This window comes from Pseudomonas sp. ICMP22404, from assembly GCF_006227205.1.
Classification (GTDB): Bacteria; Pseudomonadota; Gammaproteobacteria; order Pseudomonadales; family Pseudomonadaceae; genus Aquipseudomonas.
In genome coordinates, this window is sequence record NZ_VCNG01000003.1 from 512,393 (window position 1) to 531,720 (window position 19,328).

General features: G+C 61.1%; 10 protein-coding genes. 3 read left to right on the plus strand and 7 right to left on the minus strand.

The features are described from left to right. Positions 1 to 10: 10 nt before the first annotated feature. Positions 11 to 610, minus strand: coding sequence for a LysE family translocator (locus FGE05_RS08200; protein ID WP_139643608.1), 600 nt, complete (start codon positions 608 to 610; stop codon positions 11 to 13). 591 nt (positions 611 to 1,201) lie between these two features. Between FGE05_RS08200 and FGE05_RS08205 the strand changes: the two genes are divergently transcribed. Both FGE05_RS08205 and FGE05_RS08210 read left to right on the plus strand, forming a co-directional pair. Further along, the gene (locus FGE05_RS08205) at positions 1,202 to 1,975 is read left to right on the plus strand and encodes an acyl-homoserine-lactone synthase (protein ID WP_139643611.1); all 774 of its coding nucleotides are present in this window, start codon (positions 1,202 to 1,204) and stop codon (positions 1,973 to 1,975) included. A 32-nt stretch (positions 1,976 to 2,007) separates the two neighbouring features. After that, the gene (locus FGE05_RS08210; RefSeq protein ID WP_139643615.1) at positions 2,008 to 2,874 is read left to right on the plus strand and encodes a helix-turn-helix transcriptional regulator; all 867 of its coding nucleotides are present in this window, start codon (positions 2,008 to 2,010) and stop codon (positions 2,872 to 2,874) included. A gap of 56 nt (positions 2,875 to 2,930) precedes the next feature. Here FGE05_RS08210 and FGE05_RS08215 read toward each other — a convergent pair whose 3' ends face one another. From FGE05_RS08215 to FGE05_RS08225, 3 genes are read right to left on the minus strand one after another with little or no spacing between them, the layout of a single operon-like run. After that, the gene (locus tag FGE05_RS08215) at positions 2,931 to 6,014 is read right to left on the minus strand and encodes an efflux RND transporter permease subunit (protein WP_139643618.1); all 3,084 of its coding nucleotides are present in this window, start codon (positions 6,012 to 6,014) and stop codon (positions 2,931 to 2,933) included. Beyond that, positions 6,011 to 7,105 (minus strand): efflux RND transporter periplasmic adaptor subunit, encoded by a 1,095-nt coding sequence (locus tag FGE05_RS08220; RefSeq protein ID WP_373682439.1) that lies wholly within the window; start codon positions 7,103 to 7,105, stop codon positions 6,011 to 6,013. Before FGE05_RS08220 ends, FGE05_RS08215 begins: the two co-directional genes overlap by 4 nt. 8 nt (positions 7,106 to 7,113) lie before the next feature. Next, on the minus strand, positions 7,114 to 8,544 hold the full coding sequence (locus FGE05_RS08225) for an efflux transporter outer membrane subunit (protein WP_139643622.1): 1,431 nt from the start codon (positions 8,542 to 8,544) through the stop codon (positions 7,114 to 7,116). Positions 8,545 to 8,885: 341 nt separating this feature from the next. Here FGE05_RS08225 and FGE05_RS08230 point away from each other — a divergent pair, with 341 nt between their 5' ends. Continuing rightward, the gene (locus FGE05_RS08230; protein WP_139643624.1) at positions 8,886 to 10,226 is read left to right on the plus strand and encodes a diaminobutyrate--2-oxoglutarate transaminase family protein; all 1,341 of its coding nucleotides are present in this window, start codon (positions 8,886 to 8,888) and stop codon (positions 10,224 to 10,226) included. Positions 10,227 to 10,652: 426 nt separating this feature from the next. Here the strand turns inward: FGE05_RS08230 and FGE05_RS08240 are convergent, their stop codons facing one another. The 3 genes from FGE05_RS08240 to FGE05_RS08250 form a co-directional block, all read right to left on the minus strand. Then, positions 10,653 to 12,614, minus strand: coding sequence for a MacB family efflux pump subunit (locus FGE05_RS08240; RefSeq protein ID WP_139643630.1), 1,962 nt, complete (start codon positions 12,612 to 12,614; stop codon positions 10,653 to 10,655). A 2-nt stretch (positions 12,615 to 12,616) separates the two neighbouring features. Then, on the minus strand, positions 12,617 to 13,768 hold the full coding sequence (gene macA / locus FGE05_RS08245) for a macrolide transporter subunit MacA (RefSeq protein WP_139643634.1): 1,152 nt from the start codon (positions 13,766 to 13,768) through the stop codon (positions 12,617 to 12,619). Positions 13,769 to 13,846: 78 nt separating this feature from the next. Continuing rightward, positions 13,847 to 19,328 (minus strand): non-ribosomal peptide synthetase (locus FGE05_RS08250; protein ID WP_139643636.1); only part of this gene is annotated, 5,482 nt, incomplete at its 5' end.

Genomic DNA, 19,328 nt, shown 5'->3' on the forward strand with positions numbered 1-19,328 from the left:
GAACACACACTCAGGCGAACAAAACCTGTGATGCGATGTTGAAAAGCATCCCGCATGCGAACAAACCAATCACCAACGAAATAGCCCGACTCAAAAGCCGGCCGGAAACAATGGTGTGGAGCTTACGTCCACAGAAGGCGCCGATCGCGATCCAGACCAGTCCGACCGGAAAGATAATAGCCGTGAACAGCATCATGAATGGCAGGTAGTTGTTCAGCGACAGAAACGTTCCAGTCGGTGCAACAAAGGAAACGAAGAACAGCCCTTTCGGATTGGTCAACGTCGCCACAAACAGGTCAGGCACATTGATACCCACCGAGTTGCCAGGTAGATGATCCTTTACCGAAAACCACAGTTTCAGGGAAATATAAAACAAAAAGCACACTGCAAAGCATTTGGTCGCAATGACCACCCAGGAATGATCAGTCATCAAAAGATCGATGGACACCCCCCATATCGTCATCTGAATGACATAAGCCAGCCATTCGGCCACGACAAACCTCATGGAGCGGGCGTTCAACCCTCTCTTTATCCCGGTTTGCAGCAGCAATGAATTTGTCGGTCCTGGAACCAGCAAGACAGTCATCAGTGAAAACGCGATATAAGACATAAGGTCATCCATGCCAGGAGCCGCGATGGCTCGTCTTTTTCAGGTTTGGAAAGGTCTTCTACGCACAACATCAACTTTTTAGTTGTATGACATCAGACCAATTTCCCCGTACTTAGAGCAGTTACACTAAAGTCACGCCAGCACTCGATTGTACTTTCCACCTACTACTCATACAGTCGTTTAAACATCCAGCAGGGGCTGCGACCTGCTATTTAAGAACGCTCCCACACCTCTATTACAAGCTGGTTACTTACCTTGATCCTGGCGTCAATTTTTCGACCCAAGAGCTATCAGTGTGTTATCGACCTTTTAGGCTACCGTCAAAAAAACAGACACTCACTCCCTGCCTGGATCCGCCGCCTTGCTGCCTCTCAACGACATCTAGCGCTTATTTCAATCCGGTACTTTTTTGGACTCTAGACGATACTAAACCACCCTCTCCCATCCTCTTTCCGAACACTATTCATCGCATTTATCCAGCAACTAATTAGACTATACACTCTACAAAATCACACACTGTACTTTAGGACAGTTGAAATGATTTAGTGCAAAGTTAACAGTAGCTTCACCCACAACCAAGAAACGTCATCCATGAACTACTCCTCCTGTATTCATCATCTTTCCGGCGTATCTACCCGCATCGCTTCCTACTCAAAAATCCCACCCCAGACGCTACAGCAGATACTTGCCATTCGTAAAACCGCCTTCATCGACAGAAAGAAGTGGGACATTGAAAGTTATCAGGGCACCGATTACGAATGGGATGAATATGACGATCCTGACGCATTCTATATTTATACTCACACCCATGAACGTGTCACCGGCTGTGTACGTTTACGCCCATCCAACAAACCGACTCTCATGAGTGGCGCTCTAAGTTTCATTCTCCCCGAAGGCAACATCAGGCCGCACTCAAATCACTGTTGGGAAGCCACCCGATTTGCACTTTCGGCAGATAAAGCCTCAGCAGGAGAAGTCACCCAGGCCAACATAGACGTTCGCACGGTGGCACTTTTCCTGTCAATGATAAAGTTTGCACAACTGCAAAATATAGACACCTATGAAATTGTCGTTGACACCATGATGGAAAAAATCCTGAAACGCTCCGGATGGACCGTTGCCAGGCACAACACTGCGTTGGGCTCAAAGGGAGAAACCATCATCTACGGCACCCTGCCATGCACGCCTGGCACTTATACAGAAGTGCTCAGAAAGAATGCCATCCAGACAATCACCGTCCACGAACAATTCCTTATGGCCAGCCGTTCGTCAGACACCTCCCATAAACCCTTTGATATCGACCAAACATTCACCGACCGAAACATTCCAGCAAAAAAACACATGCATACTGAGCTGCATCTATAACACCAAGACTCTGGCATGAAATTGGAGAAAGGATGAACCTACAACGACTATTCCCGCATGTTGGCAAAGTGATTGCCAGTACTGGAAGCCGCAACTTTCCTCGTTTGTTGCACGATCTGATACTTACCGAAATACCTGTCGATGCAACGCATATTACCGAGCAAAGGATAGGATCGAGCCATATTTCTGAACCCAGCACTTCCAGCATAGGCGGCGTTGGTATGGACAGCGCCTGCATCGACGCTGTCATAGATGCTCATACCGCAAAGCCTTTTTTCCTGGCCGATGATATTTTCTTCGAGGATTCGACTCCTCACAAAGTCCCCAATTTTTCTCGCTGTCTGCTCAATCGTGAACAATCGGACAGCCTTCCCCGTCACAACACCACCACCCAACTGCACCTGACCACCCGAAAAAACGGCATCCGCTACGTTCTTTCCGTCTACCGCTCACCTTTCTCCAGCGGCTTTACTGCACAGGAACATGCGCTGCTGAAAGATTTTTCCTCCCTTCTGTTGCCCATGGTCGAAGAGCATGTTGCCGCCCTGGTGCCAGCTGAGGTCAACCGACAGGATGCTTGCCTCCCATTGGAAGGTCCGGAAAACGGCGGGATGGAAGCACTACGCCAGAGATTCGCCGACCGACTGGCTTTGTCCGGATTGAGCTTGTCCTCCCGTGAAACCGAAGTGTGTGTAGGTTTACTGGCCGGTCGCACTGCCCCGGAACTGGCGGAACAACTCAACCTGAAAGTCAACACCGTCGAAAGTTATCTGAAACGTGCTGCCATAAAAATGGGCATTGGTGGACGCCGCTCGCTCATCCGCTGGATGCACTCGATGGATGCCACGCCATCGGGCATCGAGTGGAATGGTGCCCCCGCTATTCGCCAAGCTGTATAAAACGTCCCCCCAACCTTTGCTCGGTCACTGCAATCGAGCGGGTGTTGGGGGATGATTTACACCCTCGCATTCCCGCCTTCCACTGTCTTGCCCGCTGACCTGCGCGTGCGGTGTTTCAACCACTCCAACACATCGTCGACATAAGTGAAAATCACCGGCACCACCAACAGACTCAACAGCGTCGAAGTCAGCAAGCCGCCCATGACCACCACAGCCATCGGCTGCCTGAAGCTGGGGTCTTCACCCATGCCCAGCGCGGTGGGCAGCATGCCTGCGCCCATTGCGATGGTGGTCATCAGGATGGGGCGGGCACGCTTGTGGCAGGCATCCACCAACGCGTCATATCGACCCAGGCCATAATCGCGGCGAGCCATGATCGCGTACTCCACCAACAGAATGGAGTTCTTGGTCACGATCCCCATCAGCATCAGCAAACCGATGACCGATGGCAGGGAAAAGCTGAAATTGCATACCAACAACGCCACCAGAGCGCCGCCCAAGGAGAGCGGCAGCGCCGATAGAATCGTGGCCGGCTGCAGGAAATCGTGGAACAGCAACACCAGGACCGAGTAGATACAGAACACACCGATGGCCATGGCCAGGCTGAAGCTCCCGAACAACTCAGTCATCAGTTGCAACTCGCCCTGCTCCACCCTTTTTACCTCGGGTGGAAGATTGCGCATCGCCGGTAGTTGGCTGGCCTCGGCCATGACTTCACCCAGGTTGCGCCCGTTGAGTTCGATGGACAGGGTGATATTGCGCAAGCGATCGAGCCGACTGATCTGCGCCGGCCCACTGCCCATGCTGATCTCTCCCAGCGAGGACAGGGCGACTTGGCCGTCACGGCCGGTCACCCGTAGCTGGTTGATACTCTGCAAATCGTCGCGCAGCAGCGAATCCATCCGTACCCGCACATCGACCTGGCGCTGCGACAAATTGATTTTCCCCAGTTGCGAGGAATATTCGCCGTAGGTCGCCATGCGCAAGGTATCGGCGATCTCCTGGCTGGTGATCCCCAACTCCGCCGCGCGGGCGAAGTCCGGGCGCATCTGGATTTCCGGGCGTTGCAGGGCGCTGCTGGAGGTGACGTTGCCGATCCCGTGCAGCTCGCGCAGTTGCGGTTCCAGCGCACTTGCCGTTCGCTCCAACAGGTCTCCGTCGTCGCTGGCCAGGACGATATTGAGTTTCTCGCCGCTCCCGTCACCCCCGACATTGATCCGTACTCCGGGCAATGTACGCAGCACCTCGCGCATCTGCGCTTCGACTTGCACCTGCTTGAGATCGCGCTGGTTCCGGTCCACCAGATCCACCGTCAGGATGGCATCGCCGGCGCCGGTTATATCTGCCGGCCCGGCCCCCGAATTGCTGGCCGTCCCCACCGAGATGAACACATGCTTGACCTGGGGCATCTCGCTCAGCCTTTCGCTGGCCTGCAACGCCATCCCGGTGGTTTGCTCCAGCGTCGTACCGGGAGGCAACTCCAGGGTTATCCGGCTGCGACCGACGTCCTGGGCTGGCAGGAAACTGGTGGGCAACAACGGCACCAGTGCGAGGGCTCCGATAAAAAACAGGCTGGCCAGGACCATCGTGGTTTTGCGGCGGGACAGACTGGCATGGATCCAGCCCAGGTAGCGGGTCATCAACGGGCCGTCGTGCTCGGTATCGGTCTTGGCCTTGAGGAAATAGGCCGCCATCATCGGGGTCAGGACCCGGGCCACCAGCAGCGAAAACAACAGCGCCACCGAGGCGGTCACGCCGAACTGGCGAAACAGTTTGCCAGCCACCCCGCCCATGAAGGCTGTGGGCAGAAACACCGCGACCAGGGTGGCGGTCGTGGCGAGCACCGCCAGGCCGATCTCGTCCGCAGCTTCGGTGGCCGCCTGAAGCGGGGTCTTGCCCATGCGCAGGTGCCGGGCAATGTTCTCGATTTCGACGATGGCATCGTCCACCAACACGCCGATGACCAGCGCCAGGGCCAGCAGGGAGACGGCATTGAGCGTGAACCCGGCCAAGTACATCACGCCAAAGGTGGGGATGATCGACAACGGCAACGCGGTGGCGACGATCAGCGTGGCGCGCCAGTCCCGCAGGAACCACCAGACCACCAGCACCGCCAGCAGCATGCCTTCGTACAACAGGTTCATCGAGTCGTGGTAGTTGGCGAGCACGGCCTTGACCGTATCGCTGGCCTCGTCGATGCGCACATTGGGATGCTGCTGCACAAACTCGGTCATGCGCTTGCGCACGTCGTTGGCCACACCGATATCGGAGAACCCCAGTGACCGGGTGATCTGAAAACCGATCACCGGCTTGCCATCGCGAAAAGCCCGGCTGCTGCGCTCGGCGTGGGTGTCGCGAATGTCCGCCAGTTGGTTCAATGCCAGCAGACGCCCATCGCCGCTGGGAATATCGATGGTGCCGAGGACAGCCGGATCATCGATGGCCCCCAGGGTGCGCACGGCCTGCTGGCCGCTGCCCAGATTACCCTGGCCACCGGAATTGTCCTTCTGCATCGCCCTCAGCTGCGCAGCGACGTCCGCGACACGAATGCCCAACCCGGCCATCAAGGCTGGATCGAGATTGACCTGGACCTCCCGATCAACCCCGCCGATACGTGAAATCAAGGCCACGCCCGGCACCGACAGCAGCTGTTTGCTCAGCTCATTATCGACAAACCACGACAGCGCTTCCTCATCCAGGGCGTCGGAGGCGATGACATAGGTCAGCAGCGGCGACGCACTGGTGGTCAGCCGCGACACCGAAGGCGTATCCAGGCTGGCCGGCAACTGCGGCATGGCGCTGTCGACCGCGTTGCGCACTTCGTTGAGCGCCTCGTTGCCGTCCTTGTCGATGTCGAAACTGACGCTGATGCTGACGGCCCCGTCGGTGATCACGGTCGTCACATGCTTGAGCAGGCGCAAGGACGTGAGCTTGTCCTCGATCTTGCGCGCCACCTCGGTTTCCAGCTGTTCGGGGGCCGCCCCCTCCAACGAGGCACTGACCACCACCACCGGCAGGTCCATGTCCGGAAAGTCCTGGATGGCTAGCTTGCCAAAGCCCAACAGACCGAAGAGCGTAAGCAGAATGAACAGCATCACCGCCGGGACCGGATAACGGATCGACAAGGCTGAGATATTCATGGCTGAGCGACCTGGGATTGCACGAGGGTCACACTCGCGCCGTCATTGAGGAAGGCGCCACCGGCGCGCACGATACGGGCTGCCTGATCATCCAGGCCACTGAGTATCTCCACCGCCTCGTGCATTCGCCTGCCCACCACCACCGGTCGCTGGACCACATGCATGTCGTCGTTGAGGGTGAACACATAAGAGCGGCCATCACGCAGGATCACCGCCGTGTCCGGCACCGTGAGGGCTTCGCGGGGCGCCAGTTCGATCTGGCCGCTGGCGTACATGCCGGCCTGGGCGGGGCTGCCGGTGGGCAGGGAAATATACACCAGGGCGCGACTGGTCTTGGTACTCAAGGTGGGCGACACCAACCGTACCTGCCCTTCCAGGCTCTGCCCGCCAGGCAACGTCAGTCGGGCAACCTGACCGGCCTGGACCTGGGCCAACTGGCGGGCGTCCAGCTCGGCCTGCCATTCGATGCGACCGTCGCGTACCAGGCGAAACAGCTCGTCGCCGGCGGACAACACTTTGCCGAGCAGCGCGGTGCGCGCGGAGATGATTCCGTCGTCCACTGCCACGATGCGGGTCTGCCGGAGCCTGATCCGGGTGCTCTGCAATTCCGCCCGGGCTCCGGCCAGATCAGCCTCGGCCAACGCTACCTTGATGCGATAGTCTTCGCGCTGCTGCTCCGACAAGGCGCCGCCCTGGCCGACGACCCGGGCACGTCGGTCATTGGACCGGGCCTGTTCCAGGTTCGCCGCCGCCTGAGCGACCAATGCCTTCTGCTTGCTTTCCTCGGCAAGCACCGTGTCAGAGGCCAGCGTCGCCAGCAATTGACCCTTCTTTACCCGGCTGCCTACATCGGCATCGAGGCTGGCGATACGCAGACCACTGGTCTCGGCATTAATGACGGCCTCCTGCCAGGGTGCCAGTGCACCGTTGGCGAACAACAGTTGCGGCCAGAGCTGGGGGCGGACCTGGACCACCTCCACGCTCAGGCTGCTGATGCTGGGGGCGGCCGCGACCGGCTCGGCGCCACGGCGAAACGTCAGCAGGATCGCCACGACCGCGAGCACGACGATGGTCAGCAGGATTTTTCGCAACGTCGGCCTCACACGCCTTCTCCATTCGATGTCGGGTGCCGAGCCAGGGGCTGACTGGCTTGCCATCCGCCGCCCAGAGCTTTGTACAGGGCGATCCAGTAGCGAACCTGATCCTGTTGCAAGGTGATCAATTCGATTTCCGCAGTCAGCGCCTGGCGGCGCGCAGTTTCGCGGTCGAGCAGACTGACGCTGCCAGCCTGCCAATTGCGGTCGATGGCCTCGAACGACTCACGAAAGCCGGCGGTGGAACGCTCGACATCGGACTCCCGTCGCCGCGCCGCATCGAGGCGTACCAGCGCCTGTTCGACTTCCATGACACTGGTGCGCAGCGTCTGGCGATAAACCGCGAGGGCCGCGTCGTAAGAAGCCCTGGCACCGTCCACCGCCGCGCGACGTTTTCCACCGTCTAGCAGTGGGACCGACAACACCGGGCCCAGCGACCAGGAACGGTTGTGCTGCCCCACCGTGTTGCCGACCGAAAAGGTGCCGGACAGGCTCAGGCTCGGCAGCCGGTCGGCCTGGGCCACGCCGATCTCGGCATTTGCCGCCGCCAGCTCTCGTTCGCTGGAGGCTACATCCGGGCGTTGGCGCAGCATGTCGGCAGGAATCTGCAGCACGTTGAGTCCGGCGGGTTCCGGCAGTTGCGCCGGGGTCTTGCCGAGCACGCCGATCAGCCGCTCTTCATCGCCCCCGGTCAGCGCCACCAGGCTCTTGAGCAACACCTCGCATTCGCTTTGCTGCTGGACCAAAGCCGCCGCGCTGCTGGCGGCACTGGCATCGGCCAGGGCGGCGTCGGCGGACGACGTGAAGCCGGCACTGAACGACTGACGGGTGATGCGCGCCGTGTCCTGTTGCGACTGAGCCTGATCCCTGTAGGCCAGCACCAGTTTCTGGCAGCCACGGTATTGCACGTAGTAGTCGCCCACCTGTGCCGCCAGTGAGACCCGAGCGTCATGCCAGTCATCCACCCGCGCCTCGACCCGCGAACGGGCCGCTTCGTTATTGCGCCGCAGCTTGCCGAACAGGTCGATCTCCCATGCCGCGTCCAGCTCGGCGGAAGCACCTGAACCACCCAGGCGCTGGGTCCCCGTCTGTTGGCCGCCACGACCTTTGGATAACCGGCCATCGACCCTGGGCATGGCATCGGCCGCATCGCTGTCTGCGGTCGCCCGTGCCAGCGCGATATTGGCCCATGCCTGATCCATCGACGGGCTGTCGGCTTCGGCCAGGCGCAGCAGCTCGGCCAATGCCGGGTCGTCGAACTGCTGCCACCAGTCAGCCAAGGCAGCCACCGACGCGCCATGGGGCAAGGGGGCCTGCCACTGGGTCGCAACCGGGACGGCCGGCACCCGATAATCCGGGCCCAATACGCAGCCACTCAGCAGCGTCGCACACAGAGTCGCCAGCAGTAGGTTTTCCCGGGGCTTGAAGGCATGCATAGGTTTTTTGGAGGCCTGGCAAAAGTGAACGAACCGTTCGGGGATGCGGCAGATTTGATTCGGTTATTTAACCCTGGAGCCGGTTTTGTGTCTGGCGTGGGAAACGGGGACAGGTGCCGGCCAGAAAGCTCGCGATAAATTCAGAGGCCTGCTGAAATGGCCCGGACTTGCGAATACCACCCCCTGTGGGAGCGAGCGTGCTCGCGATAGCGGCGGTACATGCACCCTCGATGCGACGGCCCTACCGCTATCGCGAGCAGGCTCGCTCCCACAGGGTCTTGCGCAGAACCTGCGGATGTCCTGCGCCCGCCTCCCTTTCCATAGCCAACGGATGATCGAACATGGAAGCACTCAGTTACCTCGAAAATATCGAGTCGAATGCGCGAACCTATGCGCAGACTTTCCAGCGGCTATTTGTCAGCGGCAAGGGGATGCGGATCAAGGACGCCAGCGGCCAGGAATTTCTCGATTGCCTGTCGAACGCCGGAACCCTGGCCTTGGGGCACAATCCGCCGGAAGTCCGCGACGCCGTGATGGCGTTTCTCGCCAGCGATCATCTGCAGCAGGCCCTCGACCTGGCGACACCGGCCAAGCATGCCTTCGTGCAAGAGCTGTTTTCGATGCTGCCGGCGAACATGCGCGAGACCAGCAAGATCCTGTTCTGCGGGCCCAGCGGCTCGGATGCGGTCGAGGCCGCCATCAAGCTGGCACGCCATTACACCCGGCGCTCTCCGTTGATGGCTTTTCACGGCGGGTATCACGGAATGACCGCCGGGGCCCTGTCGGCGATGGGCAAGCTGTCGCCGAAAACCGGTGACGGCCTTATCGCCCAGGGCACGCACTTCCTGCCGTTCCCCTATCGATTCCGCTGCCCCTTCGGTACCGATGGCGCACACACCGATCAGTTGTCCATCGACTATATCCGCACCGTGCTGTCGGACCCTGAGGGAGGCGTTGCCAAGCCGGCGGCGGTGATCGTCGAGGTGGTGCAAGGCGAAGGCGGCTGTATCCCGGCCTCGGCCAACTGGCTGCGGGCGCTGCGGGAAATCACCCTGGAGCAGGACATCCTGTTGATCGTCGACGAAGTCCAGACCGGCCTGGGCCGTACCGGCAGCACCTTTGCCATCGAGCACGCGGGTATCGTGCCGGACATCCTGGTGCTGTCAAAAGCCATCGGTGGCGGCTATCCCCTGGCGGTCGTGGTCTATGCCGAACACCTGGATACCTGGGGCCCGGGAATGCATGCAGGGACGTTTCGTGGCAATCAGGTGGCGATGGTCGCCGGGGCTGCGACCATGCGCCAGATCAGGAAAGACAACCTCGTCGCGAATGCCGCCCGGATGGGCAAGCGGCTGGAGAACGGTCTCCAGGAGATCGCGCGGCGGTTTCCCTTCATCGGTGACATCCGTGGTCGCGGCTTGATGATCGGCGTGGAAATCACCCAACCGACCACCACCCAACGCGCCGGCCAGGCGGACGGCGCCCTGGCACACGCCATCAAGCTCAAGTGCTTCGACAATGGCTTGATGATGGAAACCGGAGGACGCCACGGCGCGGTCCTCAGATTCCTGCCGCCCCTGACCATCACCGAGGGTGAAGTCGACATGGTCCTGGACCGGTTTGAACAGTCAATCGGAAAGGTCGTCGAAACACGCCCCCAGGTGGCGCGCGACACGGTCTGAAAGACTACCCCTTGGAGCACGCTGACACCCGCTCCCTCTGTGGGAGCGGGCTTGCTCGCGAAGGCAGCGGCATATCCAACATCAGTGCAAGCTGACCCACCGCTATCGCGAGCAGGCTCGCTCCCACACTTGATCTGTGCCGACCGTGATATCCGCAACAACACCCATCACACTGTGGGAGCGAGCCTGCTCGCGATGGCGGCGGCATATCCAACATCAGTGCAAGCTGACCCACCGCTATCGCGAGCAGGCTCGCTCCCACACTTGATCTGTGCCGACCGTGATATCCGCAACAACCCCAATCATAACTGTGGGAGCGAGCCTGCTCGCGATGGCGTCGGCTCAGCCAACATAGAGGCTGATGCACTACTGCTATCGCGAGCAGGCTCGCTCCCACAAAGGACAGCGGTGCTGGCCCCGAATACCTCAATCACGCGCCAGGGCATTGATCGGGTCAAGCCGCGCCGCATTGCGTGCAGGTACGAAACCGAACACGATGCCGATGAGTGTCGAGCAAACGACCGCGGTGATGATCGATCCCATCGAAAACACCATCTGCCATTCCTTGACGAAGATCGAAAAGACGTAGCCGATGCTGAACGACAAGCCAATGCCAATCGTCCCTCCGAGCAGGCAGACCATCACCGCTTCCACCAGGAACTGCTGGCGTATATCGGACTGACGCGCCCCCACCGCCATGCGGATACCAATTTCACGGGTTCGCTCAGTCACCGACACCAGCATGATGTTCATCACGCCGATCCCCCCCACCACCAATGAGATGACCGCGATGAGCGAAAGCAGCAGGGCCAGCGACTGGCTGGTCTTCTGCACCGTCTGCATCACGCTGTCGAGGTTGTAGGTGAAGAAGTCCTTGGTGCCATGGCGCTGCGTCAGCAGCTTGACCACGTTGTCTTCCACCAGCTTGCTCGGCTGCCCGTCCTTGATCCGGACCGTGACGCTGTCCAGGAAACGCTGGCCCAGCAAGCGCCCCGCCGCCGTTTCATAGGGCATCCAGATGTTCAGGTTCTTGCTGGTATTGAAGACGCTCTTGCGATCCTCGGTCACGCCGATGACGGTGCAAGGCAGGTTGTCGACGAGGATCACCTTGCCCAGCGGGTCCGTGTGCGAGCCGAACAGTCGCTGGCTGGTGTTATGGTCGATCACCACCACTTGCGACTGCCGCCGGGAGTCGTCCTTGTTGAACGCTACGCCTGAGCCGATCTTGATCCCGCGGACCTGGAAGTAACTCTCGCTCACACCGTTGACGGTCGCATTGACATCGATGTTCTGGTACCGCAACAACAGGTTGCGCCCAAGGTTGGGGGTGGCGCTGTCGATGTAGTACAGGTCGGCCAGCGCCGTGACGTCGGAGAGCACCAGGGTTTCGATGGCCGTCGAGCGGCTGTCGCCCCAGTCGGCCCCGGGCATGATCTCGATGGTATTGCTGCCGATCGCCTCGATATCCTTGAGGACATATTGCTTGACCCCTTCGCCGATGGCCACGATCGACACCACCGACGTGATACCGATGATGATGCCCAGCATCGTCAACAACGTCCGCATCCGGTGCGAGATCAGCGCCACCCATGCCATGTTGAACGCTTCGCTGAACAGCCCGAAGCTGGCGAGCAGCCGGTTCGACGGCTTGACCTTGGCCGGTGGGGTGCCTTGTGGCGGCTGGTCTTCCATGGACCGCTGCGGATTGGCCCGATCGCTGACGATCTCGCCGTCGCGGATCTCGATGATGCGTTGGGCGTAGGCCGCCACTTTCTCATCGTGGGTCACGATGATCACCGTGTGCCCCGCCGCGTTGAGTTCCAGCAGGATCTTCATCACTTCCTTGCCGCTGGCGGTATCCAGTGCCCCGGTGGGTTCGTCGGCGAGAATGATTTCGCCGCCGTTCATCAAGGCCCGGGCGATACTCACCCGCTGTTGCTGCCCGCCGGAAAGCTGGCTGGGTCGATTGGCCAGGTGCCCGGTCAACCCCAGGCGCCCCAGCAACTCCCCGGCACGGTTGTGCCGTTGCGACTCGGCGGCACCGGCATAGATGGCCGGCATCTCGACGTTGTGCAAGGCACTCAGGTGGGGCAGCAAATGATAACGCTGGAAGATGAAACCGAAGTGATCGCGACGCAGCTCCGCCAGCTCATGATCGTCCATCGAGCCGGTTTCGCGCCCATTCACTTTATAGCTGCCGGAACTCGGATGATCGAGGCAGCCGAGCACATTCATCAGGGTGGATTTGCCGGAGCCGGACGCCCCCGTGATCGCCACGATTTCCCCGGCATTGATCGTCAGGTTGATGTCCTTGAGCGCGATGAACGCCTTTTCGCCCGCTTGAAAGCTACGGGTGATCCCTTCGAGTTCCAACAGTGGTCGCGTCATGGTCAGGCTCCCGCCACGGCTGGGGTAGGCTCGCCGATGACGACCTTGTCGCCTTCAGCCAGGCCGTCCTTGATTTCAGCCCTGACGTTGTTATTGATCCCCGTCTGGACGTTACGCGGCTGGGCCTTGCCTTCGGCGTCCAGGACACGGACCACGTAGCTGCCATCCTGGTTTCTCGGGCCCAGGGCCGCGACCGGAACCGTCAGCACCGCCTTGGCCTTGTCCAGGACAATGCGGACCTGGGCGGTCATCGAGATACGCAGGCGATGATCGGGGTTCGGCACGTCGAACAGGCTGTTGTAGAACACCGCGGTGTTCTGCTTGGGCGTCCCGGCGTTCTGGGTCTCGAGGAAGTTCTGCGGTGCCGGTTCAGTGCCGCGCAGCGTGGCGTAATAGCGTTTTTCCGCTTCACCGAGAATGGTGAAATACACCTCTTGCCCGGGCACGATATGAATCACATCGGCCTCGGACACCTGGGCCTTGACGGTCATGGTGTCCAGGTCGGCCAGCTTCAGCAGCACGGGCGCCAGTTGCTCGGCGATCACGGTCTGGCCTTCCTGGGTCACGATCCCCACGACGTAACCGTCGATGGGCGCGACGATGTGGGTATAGGCCAGGTTGACCCGGGCCGTTTCCACCTGGATCTGCGCGTCCTTGATCTGTGCGTCGAGTGACAGCAGGTTGGCAGCCTCCACCTTGTAGTTCGATTCGGCGGTCTCGTATTCCTGCTTGGAAATCGCGTCGTCCGGTTGCAGCACCTTATAGCGATCGTAAGTGGCTTTCGCGTCCTTGAGTTGTGCCGCGGTGGCTTGCCGCTTCGCCTTCAGGTTTTCTTCGTTGACCTGGGCCTGGCGCAAGGCGTTCTGCGCCAGCAGCGGGTCGATTTCCGCCAGCCACTGGCCCTTCTTCACCTTGTCGCCCAGCTTGACCTTGAGCGACTTCAGTTGCCCGGACACCTGGGCACCGACGTCGACCTGCTTGACGCCCTGGAGCGTCCCGGTGGCCAGCACGGCGTTCTCGATGTCTGTGCGCTCGACCGTGGCGGTCAGGTACTCCGGCGGTTTGCCCGGCGATTGAGCGCTATAGAAAACCAGGCCGGTCACCGCGACCAGGACAAGCACGACAGCGATTTTTCGAAACTTCGACTTTTCCATAAATAACCATGAGTGCGTTGAGTTCAGGCCCGGCCAACGTAGCGCCGGGTTCCATGGGTGCGCCCGAAGGAAGGACGGCTAGACGTAGTCACTGGCCTCCTCCTCATCGAGCATGGGAAGGCCGTCCTGCCACCAGGCAGCCAGGTTATGTACGTGTGGTGCCTTGAGAATCGTGAAGTGGTTGCCCGGCCCGTACCAGATGCTCAGGTCCGGTACATGCTTGCGCCACCCTTCGATCATTTGCTGTTGCTCGCGCTTGTTGCCGGCGGTATCCAGGGTCGGATCATTCGCCAGCACCAGTCGCACCGGCCCGGTGTATTGATGTTGCGGTTGATAAACCGTACGCAGGGCCGTACCGAAGGCCCGCGCCGGACCACGCATCGAATCCACCGCCGAACGCTGTGGCAACATGCCGGCGCGGACCATGCCGGCATGCAACAAGCGCATCTGCGCCGTATCGTCCTGGGCACCGAACACCGTGGCATCGATACCGAGGGATTTGCCCGAGGCCAGTTGCATCGCCTCGATCAACCGGTTCAGCACGCCAGTCCCGGTATAAGGCCTGCCCACCACGCCGTTGCCGCCTGGCGATTCGCTGTCGATCAACGTCAACGAGGCCACCTTGCGGCCACGAGCGTGCAGGCGAGCCGCCATCTCGAAGACAATCCAGCCACCGAAGGAATGCCCCAGCAGATGCACCGGCCCCTCCGGTTGCACCTTGTCGATGGCTTCGAGGTACGCCTGGGCGGCGGTTTCCACCAGGCTGAAAGGCTCTGTGCTGCCGTCCAGCCCCCGATGTTGCAACCCATGGATAGGCCAGTCCGGGCCGAAGGCGTCGGTCAGGCCGATGAAACCGGTGACGCTGTCGCCGGCACCCGGTACGCAGAAGATCGGTGCCCGGTCGGCGCGCCCGCCCTGGATCGTCAGCAGCGGCTGGTAACCGCTCTTCGCTGAGGGCACCGGACGCGATGCGACGGTGTGGAGTGCAGCGCTGATGGCCTGGCCCAACGCCTGGACATGGGGCATCTGCATCATGCTCTGGTGGTTACCCGGAACCTTGACGCAATGTAGCTGCGACGTCGGCAGGACAGCGTCCCAACCCAGGTAGCCTGCGTGCTCGGGAGCGTCGTCCTTGCGCTCTTCGGCCACCAGCAGATGCACCGGTACGGAAATCGGGTACACCATGTAATGGGCCAACGCATGACCGTGGGCCACTTCGCGATCGAGGTACTGCCAGAGCTGCTCGGCACTGTAGACGGCCAGCTCGGCAGGCAGCACCGCCTCATCGCGGCAATGCTGCACCAGGCCGTCGAAATCGAATCGATCCAACTGTCCTTGCAGATCGACCAGTTTCTCCAGGATCGCTGCAAGTACTTCTTCGCCAGGCAACGCAGCCCTCCAGAACACATCGCAGCGGTCCAGCAGATGCAGCTTGTGGGCTTCGTCCAACGCCCAGCGCGACCGGCCCTGATCCACCAGCCGAGGCAAGTAGCTGTCGATCAGGCCGACGAACTCGACCTTCTCGTCCAGGCCGATCAGTTGGATCGCGGTCTCGTAGGCCAGCACACCACCAAACGACCAGCCGGCCAGACGATAAGGCCCTTCTGGCTGTACCGAGCGAATGATCCCCACCAGCCGCGAGGCCATGCATTCCATCGTCTGCAACTGCGGCTCGCCCCACTCGACGGCAGGCAGGCCATACACCGGGATATCCGGGTCGATGTGCTTGCCCAGCATCGGGAAGTACAGGTCCAGGCCACTGAACTCGTGCACCAGGAACAGCGGATTCTGCTGGCCGGTGGTGCGCACCGGTACGATGGCCTCCTTGACCTGGACCTCCTCGGTGCGGGCCTGCAACATCGCTGCCATCGACGCCACGCTTTCGTGCTGGAACAGCTCGGCCAGCGAGACGGTCAGGTTGGCCTGAGCCAACAACCCGACCAGCCGGATCGCCAGCAATGAATGACCGCCCAGTTCAAAGAAGTTGTCGTGACGACCGACCTGCTCCAGCTTCAGGACGTCGGCCCACAAGCCTGCCAGCGTGACTTCCAGGTCGCCTTGCGGCGCCTCGTAGCCCTGGCTCCCATAAGCGTGCAGTTCCGGTACCGGCAACGCCCCGGTGTTGACCTTGCCGTTCAGTGTCAGCGGCAACGCCGTCAATCTCACATAGGCCGCCGGGATCATGTATTCCGGCAGCACGGAGCGCAGTTGGGCACGCAGGACGTCTGCATCGAGGCCCCCACCGTTCTCGTGCTCGGTGTAATACGCGATCAGGCGCTTGTCGCCCGGACTGTCTTCACGCGCAACCACCAGGGCCTCGCGCACCCCATGGCACTCGTGCAAACGGGCCTCGATCTCACCGAGCTCAATACGGAAGCCACGTATTTTGACCTGACCGTCATTGCGATCCAGGTATTCGATGGTGCCGTCGGGCAGCCAGCGGCCAAGATCGCCACTGCGGTACAGACGCGCGCTGCCCGAATCGCTGAACGGATCGGCAATGAAGCGTTCCTCGGTCAGGTCCGGCCGGTTCAGGTAACCGAGGGCTACCCCGACACCACCGATATGGATCTCCCCCGCGACACCCACAGGTACCGGTTGGCGCGCGGCATCGAGGATATACACCCGGGTGTTGGCAATAGGACGGCCGATCGGGACACTCGTTGCGCCATGGGGCACGGCAGTGACCGCATGGGTCGTCGCAAAGGTGGTGGTCTCGGTGGGACCATAGCAATGCACCAGCCGCAGCGAAGGAGCATGGGCCAACAGCCGCCGGAAGGAAGCCGGATCACCGCGCTCGCCACCGCACAGCAGAATCCGCAGGCCTGCCAGGGCATCCGGAATCAACATCAGGTATTGATTGAACATGGCGGTGGTGAGGAACAGCACCGACACCTCGGCCTCTGTCAGCGCCTGGGCGAATTGCGTCGGGCTGAGCAAGGTTTCGTGATCGATGATCACGAGGCGCCCGCCGTTGAGCAACGCCCCCCACACTTCCATCGTACTGGCGTCGAACGCCGGGTTCGAGGCGAACGCCACGCGATCCTGTACACCGAAGTCCGTGTAGCCGTTATTGATCGCCAATCGGCCTATGGCCAGGTGCGGCACGATCACCCCTTTCGGGTGGCCCGTGGAGCCCGAGGTGTACATGATGTACGCCGGTGTATCGCTGGTTTGAGTGGGGAATACCGCCGGCCGTGCAGCCTGGATCAATTGCAGTGTGTCCAGGTCCAATCGCGGCATGTCTTCCGGCAAGACCCTGTCACTGGTCGTCAACACCAGCACCGCGGCACTGTCTTGCAACATGAAGCGCTGCCGCTCCTCCGGCGCATGGTGGTCCAGCGGTACATAGACAGCGGCGCACTTGAGGATCGCCAGTTCGCTGATGATGAGCTCGAACGAACGGTTCAGCATGATCGCGACCCGCGACCCTGGCTGGACGCCCCGTTCAAGCAAGCAATGCGCCAGGTGACTGGCTTGCTCGTGCAGTTCCCGGTAGGTGAGTCGCTGCGCCCCATGCTGGAGTGCAATCCCGTCGGGCCGGGCCCTGACCTGGGCTTCGAACAGGCTGTGGACCGTCTCTTCGCGGGGATAGACCGAGTCCGTCGCATTGAAGTCGACCAGCAGTTGCCGGCGCTCCGCCGCCGGCAATATCGCCAGCTCACGCAAAGGTACCTCGGGCGTGTGCTCAAGCGCATCGACCAGGCTTTCCAGCGCCGTGTGCATATAGCCGCAGATGCGTTCTGCCCCGATGCGCGATTCCGCCAGGGCGGTCAGCACGAAGCCCTCGCCGAGATCGTCGATGTTCAGCGACAGTGGATAGTTGCTCCACTCCTCACCGCCGAGCCCCTCGATCCCGTTCCAGGCCGACTGGGCCTCCTGGGTGACCTGCGTTGCAGTGTGCCGGTAATTTAGCAGTGCACTGAACAATGGCGTCGACGTAGCAACACCGCTGCAACGCTGTGCCAGCGCCAGCGACGCATATTCGTGTCCCAGCAGCGCGGTGAGACGCGCATGCGTCGTCTTGACGCCTGCCCGTGCCCCGTCGACGCCGACGTCAACCCGCAGCGGCAAGGTGTTGATGAACAACCCCAGCGCCCGATCGGCCCCCTCACCGCCCTGCATCCGGCCCATCAGTACGGTACCGAACACCACGTCTTCGCGCCCGGACACAGCGCCCACCACCCGCGCCCAGGCCAGGTGATGCAGGCTCGCCGCGCTGACGCCAAGCAGACGCGATTGTGTCCGCAGACGACGATTCAAACTGTCGTCCACGCCCAACCGGGCCTGTTCGATGACATGGCTGTCGCCCTGCACATCCTGCAGGCCGAATGGCAGGGTCGGCTCCTGGATATCCGCGAGCATGTCCCTGAAGAATGCCTCGTGGGCGCTTTGCGTCACGCCAAGCCGGGCCTGGGCCACGTAGTTGCGATACGGCACGGCATCGCCCAACTGTGCCTGTTGCCCGAGCAAGTACGCTTGCATATCGTGCTGGATCACCTCCAGCGCGGTGTGATCGAGTGCAATGTGATGAAACAGCAGCAGCGCGACCCAGCGCTGGTGCTCGTCGTCATAGGCACAGGCAAGCCGCATCATGGGTGCCTGGCGCACATCGAGCCGATAGTGCCGAGGGTCGAAACGCTCACGAAGCTGAGCCATCACGTCCTGACCCGGCTCGACCGTACAGGTCTGCACCGCCAGTGACGCTTCCCGCAGCACCACCTGCACCGGCTCGCGCAAGCCGTCCCAGAGCACGGCCGTGCGCAGGATATCGTGGCGGTCGATCACGCCCTGCAGCGCGTTCACGAACGCATCCAGCCGGGCACGGTCATCGAGGTTGAACATGGCTTGCTGCACATAGAGATCGCCCTGCGGCGAAACCAGGTGGTGATACAGAATCCCTTCCTGCAACGGCGCCAGGGCGTAGATGTCCTGGACATTGCTCACGCCACCGGGCACGCCGGCGACGATGGCGTCGATTTCCTGCTGGGTCAGGTCGGCGAGCGGCAACATCTGCGGGGTGATCCGCTCACAACCCGGCACGATGCCGTTGTCCGGCACCACGATTTCCGTCGCGCCGCCCACGGCTGCCGCCAACGCGGCCAGGGTCGGCTGGCCGAACAGCACGCGCACATCGGCGCTCAAGCCGGCCTGGCGCATGCGCTCGATCAACGTGACCGCCAACAACGAGTGCCCACCCAATTCGAAGAAATGGTCATGACGTCCCACCTTTTCGACCTTGAGCAACTCGGCCCACAGCTGTGCCAGTGTCGTTTCCACAGCACCCTGCGGCGCTTCGTAGTCACGGGTAATGACCGACGACAGGTCCGGCGCCGGCAACGCCTTGCGATCCAGCTTGCCATTCGGCGTCAGCGGCAATGCCTCAAGTTGCACATAGGCTGCCGGCACCATGTATTCCGGCAGTTGCCCTTGCAACTGAGTTCGCAGACTTTCGATCTCGACGCGGTGCTCGTCACCGTGCACGGTGAAATACGCCACCAGGCGCTTGGCCCCCGGCACGTCTTCGCGAGCCAGCACCACGGCTTCCTTGATCGCCCCG